4 protein-coding genes are annotated in these 5,016 nt (G+C 49.1%); all 4 read right to left on the bottom strand.

All coding sequences use genetic code 11. The features are described from left to right. Positions 1-514 (bottom strand): hypothetical protein (locus IKB43_07850; protein ID MBR2470045.1); only part of this gene is annotated, 514 nt, incomplete at its 3' end. A gap of 859 nt (positions 515-1,373) precedes the next feature. Next, positions 1,374-2,657, bottom strand: coding sequence for an ATP-binding protein (locus IKB43_07845; protein ID MBR2470044.1), 1,284 nt, complete (start codon positions 2,655-2,657; stop codon positions 1,374-1,376). A 193-nt stretch (positions 2,658-2,850) separates the two neighbouring features. Further along, the gene (locus tag IKB43_07840) at positions 2,851-3,687 is read right to left on the bottom strand and encodes a hypothetical protein (protein ID MBR2470043.1); all 837 of its coding nucleotides are present in this window, start codon (positions 3,685-3,687) and stop codon (positions 2,851-2,853) included. Continuing rightward, on the bottom strand, positions 3,680-5,016 hold a 1,337-nt coding region (locus IKB43_07835), incomplete at its 5' end, for a hypothetical protein (GenBank protein MBR2470042.1). The genes IKB43_07840 and IKB43_07835, both read right to left, overlap by 8 nt.

The raw sequence follows: 5,016 nt of genomic DNA, 5'->3' as shown, positions 1-5,016 counted from the left end.
TTATTGCTGAAAGAATTAGATTGTATGTTTGTCCTAGAAGAGTCGGCGTTCTTATAACAGAAAGAATTTTTAATTGAGATTCAATGGCTTTGGTCAATGCCTTATCATGCTTTTCACCAATGTTTACAGGATTAAGAACATCTTCCAATTGAGTAAAAGGATCTTCATCTATTCTTACTAATATTTCTTGCGAAGGCACTTCGTTCTTCTCTTTTGATGTAATTTCTACGCTTAAAACAGACTCATTTGCAGGTAGATGTGAAGCTTTGTCTTCTACAAAAGAATTATTCGTTTTTTTTTCTTTTGGCGTAGTTGTATTTTTCTTTTTTGTAAAGAAAGATGACAATTTGTTTATTGGGTTCCCTAAATTTTCACTTATGCTTTTCAATGACTCACTAACGTCTTTAAAATTGTTAGCACCTTCTGCTAATCGTTTACTAAAAGAATTTTTTTCTTCCATTTTTTGTGTTAATTGCATCTTATTTTTTTGATTAGTTGCATTCTGATTAGACATTATTTTCTTCCTTTGTTTACATTATTGCACATTTCTATTCTAAATTGTCAAATCGGTTCGCATTTCCCGTTGCCGGAATTACAGGTTGAATTGACTAGGGCAAACATATCTTTTTGCGTGCGCCCACACTTTTTGCAAACCCAAGGGCCAACCGATTGTCGGCCTTCATAAGGTTCGCATTTGTTGCCATCCCGTTGACAAGTCCTGTTGACAAGAGAGAACAAATCGCGGAGAGGAATTCCACATTTACGACAATGGTACGGACCAGTTTCAAGGCCCTGGTACGGTTCGCACTTGCCACCTTGCAGACACGAACACGTTCTCATAAACATAATGGCGTTTGAGCCCTCATAAGGCTTTCCGCATTTTTTGCAATAATATGTCACTTCATCTCCCTCTTGCAGATTGATTTGACAAAAATTTCCATTTTGAGCGATTTCAACCACATTTCGACACCCAACATTTGCAATTTTTCAAGAAGTTTATTTATCATAGATCCTCGCATTTATCCACAGGTTTTGCCGACCATTCTTAATATAAAACGAACCGACGACAATAGATGTCGTTTGCTCTCGGGCACAAGAATTCCACAAAAAAAGCGTGGAGTTCATGCAATTTACTCAATCGCGGTTCGGCAAAACCTATACGGAATAAACGCAAAAACCCACGCCATGTGGCGCGAGCCAATGCAGCTTAGTCTTCCGTATATTCAAAATTTTGCCGATTTCGATTGAAAGCCAAGAGCAAAGCTCAAACTTATGTCAAAAATGCGATTACCTTATAAAAGCCTCTTTTCTTACCAATATAATCTAATTTTTTCAAAAAGGAACAAAAAAACGGCCCGAAGGCCTATTTTTCTTCACTTTTCAGAACCAAGGTTCCACTCCAGAGCATTTTTTATGTGAATAGTCTTGTCTTTCACGACTTCATCCCGAGTTTCATCGAAGCAAACCAATGTTAGTTCATTGCACTTGAGCGCATCTGAAGCCTGGATTAAGGCCGAGGTTTCTCGGTTAAATGTCTTGGCAGAATCAATCTCGTAAGCGACTTGCACGAGTTCCTTTGCTTTATCTTGTCTGCAAACAATGAAATCGACTTCTTTAGATTGCGACGACGGCTTATAATAATACACGTCATCGAACTCCTTCGCGGCTCGACGCAACAGTTCGATGTAAACCATATTTTCAAGTCGCCAGCCCAGAATCTCTTGCGAGAGGGCGTTTTCACGATTGGCGATAAATCCCGTATCAATCACATAAGCCTTGCTGTTACGGAGCCGGATTTTACTCTTGAACGAATGCTTGCTCAACAGCCCAATCAAGAAAGCCTGTTTAAGATAGTCCACGTATTTTATTGCGGTCGTGGTGCTGTTCAGTCCAAAATTTTCCGCCAGGGATTTGTAATTGACCTCTTGGCAAGAATTGTTGATTATGTGATTCGCGATGGTACGGAGTACCTCGGCATGGCGGATTTTGAATCGACCCGCAATATCCTTTAGTATTATAGAGTCAAATAAACTTTGTATGTAAGCACGTTTGTTGTTAATGTTTTGCAGTTCCGGGAACCCACCATATTGCAGATATTCCAGGAAGGCCGATTTACGAGCGGCCACTGCCTTAGTCGTAACATCTTGCAGATTTACCTGATGAAAGGAACAGTATTCCGCAAACGAAAGCGGATAAAGGCGTATTTCGTTGTAACGTCCGGTCAAGTGCGTTGCAAGTTCGCTACTCAGCAGCTTTGCGTTGGAGCCTGTAACAAACACGTGTAATCCCTGTCGCAAAAGACGGTTCACAAACAAGTGCCATCCATCGACATTCTGAATTTCGTCGAGGAGGATATACTGTAGGTCCGTACCGTAGAGCTGATAAAGGCAAAGCAGAAGCGTGTTCAAATCTTCAACGGTAAGCGACATCAGACGATCGTCATCTAGATTCGCATAAGCATAGTTGATGTCGTGATCTTGCAGCACCTTGTGGCATATCGTCGATTTTCCACTGCGGCGAACACCGATGACCACCTGCGCAAGCGAACTATCCATTTCAAACAGGGCTTCTTCACTACGAGACACCCAGGAATCACGCCTGGTTGTGATTTCTTCTTTCTGTTCCGCAAGAACCTGTAGTAGCTTTTTTTCGTCCATAAGACACCTCTTAATGGACTAAAATATATATTTTTATTCAACAAAATGGACTAAAATACAGAAAATAGTTCGTCACAATGGACTAAAACGAATAAAATTGACAATTTTGGTCTAAAAAAGGCAATTTCAGCTTTAAAATCCCCTTTTGACTATCAGGAATATAGAATGGACCCACGACAATTAGTGTCTTTACTTAACGCTTAAAGTAGGAGCACTTGGGCAGGTGTGTTTTCCAGGTCAGCAGTTTGAGCTGCTTGTCGCCTTCCATGGCGAAGGCATCTACCAGTGCGCAGGTCTTGACGCCTGCGAATTCCAGGTCGGTACCGGCGGATTCCATGAAGTTCTTGCCTTTGCCAAAGACCTGATGGAACAGGGGCTCCCCGAAGGTCACCATGGTGGGAGGCACGAGCAGGGAGAGTTCCTTGGCGAGCATCTTGCGGAGCGCCGCCTCCAGCAGAGGCGGGAAATTCCTGGATTCCGGCAGCTTGTAGAAGAAGGTGACTCCGATGGATTCGGGAGCGACATTCAGGCTAGCGAACATGCGCCTGAGCATTTCCGCTACGGAACTTTCGAAGAAATGGCCCGCCGGAATTTCGGCGTGAGGGGCCTGGAACAGAAGCAATACCGCCGGATGCTCAGGGCCCTCATAACGGTAGAGGGTTTTGCCCGCATAAACTTTTTCGTTGTTAATTTGTACGTAAAAGTCCTGGAGGGAAGCGGCCGACTCGAAGGGGCTTGCAGTCCGGGAAACGGAACGGGGGGCAGGCATCGCATCGGACATGAATACAGGTGCCTGGGGTTGCGATGGCTGCACCACTTGCGGCCTGGTCGCAGGACGCGGAGGCGGCACAGCGGAAGCGGCAGGAGCAGAGAAAGCGGCGGGTCTGGACGGCGCCGCTGCCGGAGCGGCGGGAGCGGCCACGCGTTTCTTGGGTGTCCAGGGTTCGTCCAGGTACACCTCGGAATCCCCCAGGTCCATCTGTCCCTGGAGGTAACTGCGGAGTGCACTGAAATCGAATTCCTCAGCCATGGCGTTCTTCCAGCTTGCGGTTCACAAAATCTACAATAGTTTCCGACAGTTCCACCTTGGAACCCATCTGCATTTCGGGAATATCTTTGCCCGGCGTCACCAGGGCGTAGTTCACATTGTCGAAGCCAAAGCCGCTGTCCTTGGCCACCGGGGCGTTCAACAGCAGGGCGTCGGCGCCGCTCTTGAGCAATTTTTCCTGGGCGTGTTCTTCAAAATGGTCCGTCTCCAGGGCGAAGCCCACCACCACCTGGTTTGGCTTCTTGGCGGCGACGCTGTCCCGCAAAATGTTCGGGTTCGGCACCAGTTCCAGCACCAGCTGGCTCCTGCTGTCCTTGATCTTGCTTTGGGCGGGGTCTTTCGGGCGGTAGTCGGCCACGGCGGCGCAATGCACCAGGGCATCTGCACCCGAGAGGCGTTCCATGACGGCCCGGTGCATTTCGCAGGCACTGCGAACGCGGTGGACCGCGGCGCCGCCCGGGAATTCCGCTTCCATAGGGCCTGCCACCACCTCTACGGAATATCCGTTGGCAAGGAACACGGAGGCAAGCGCCACCGCCGTCTTGCCGCTGCTACGGTTAGAGATGTAGCGGACGGGGTCGATGGCCTCTTCGGTGCGGCCCGCCGTAATGAGCACCCGGCGTCCGTATCCAGGGAGGGACGGGTCCTGCTCGGGTAGGGCGTCGCTTGCGAGAGGTGCGGCGGAGGCGTTGCGGGGGTGTCCCCCGCTAGAGGGGGTAGTGGGCGACGAAGTGCCCACGAGGGGGAGGCTTCCCCCCTTAGATAGACGAGAGGACGGGACTTCTTCCCTATAGACTATAGACGAAAGATTTTTTTCGACATTTCTTTCGTCTTTCGTCTTTCGTCTTTCGTCTAACTTTTCAATAAAGCTTACAATTTCTGCGGGTTCCATCAGGCGGCCGGAGCCTACCTCGCCGCAGGCCAGTTCGCCCGCGGGAGATTCCAGCACGTAGGTGTTCTCGAAGGAGCGGAGGGTCTGGAGGTTCCGCTGGACAGCCGGGGAGTTGTACATGGCTACGTTCATGGCGGGGGCCAGCAGGCGGGGGCAGGTGCAGCTCATGAAGCAGAGGGACACGGGGTCGTCGGCCAGGCCGTAGGCGAATTTTCCGATGGCGTTGGCAGTGCAGGGGACCACCAGGTAGAGGTCCGCCCAGCGGGGAAAGTCGATGTGCTGGAAGGGGCGAGCCTCGACGGCGCCATCCTTGAGGTAAACGGGGCACTTGGAGAGCGACGCGAAGGTGAGGGGGGCCACAAAACGGGTGGCGGCCTCGGTCAGCTTGTCCTTGGCCTTCTTATCGCCTTCTGCCACAC

The sequence above is a fragment of the Fibrobacter sp. genome (genome assembly GCA_017503015.1).
Taxonomy (GTDB): Bacteria; Fibrobacterota; Fibrobacteria; order Fibrobacterales; family Fibrobacteraceae; genus Fibrobacter.
This window is presented reverse-complemented; position numbering and strand designations above follow the sequence as displayed.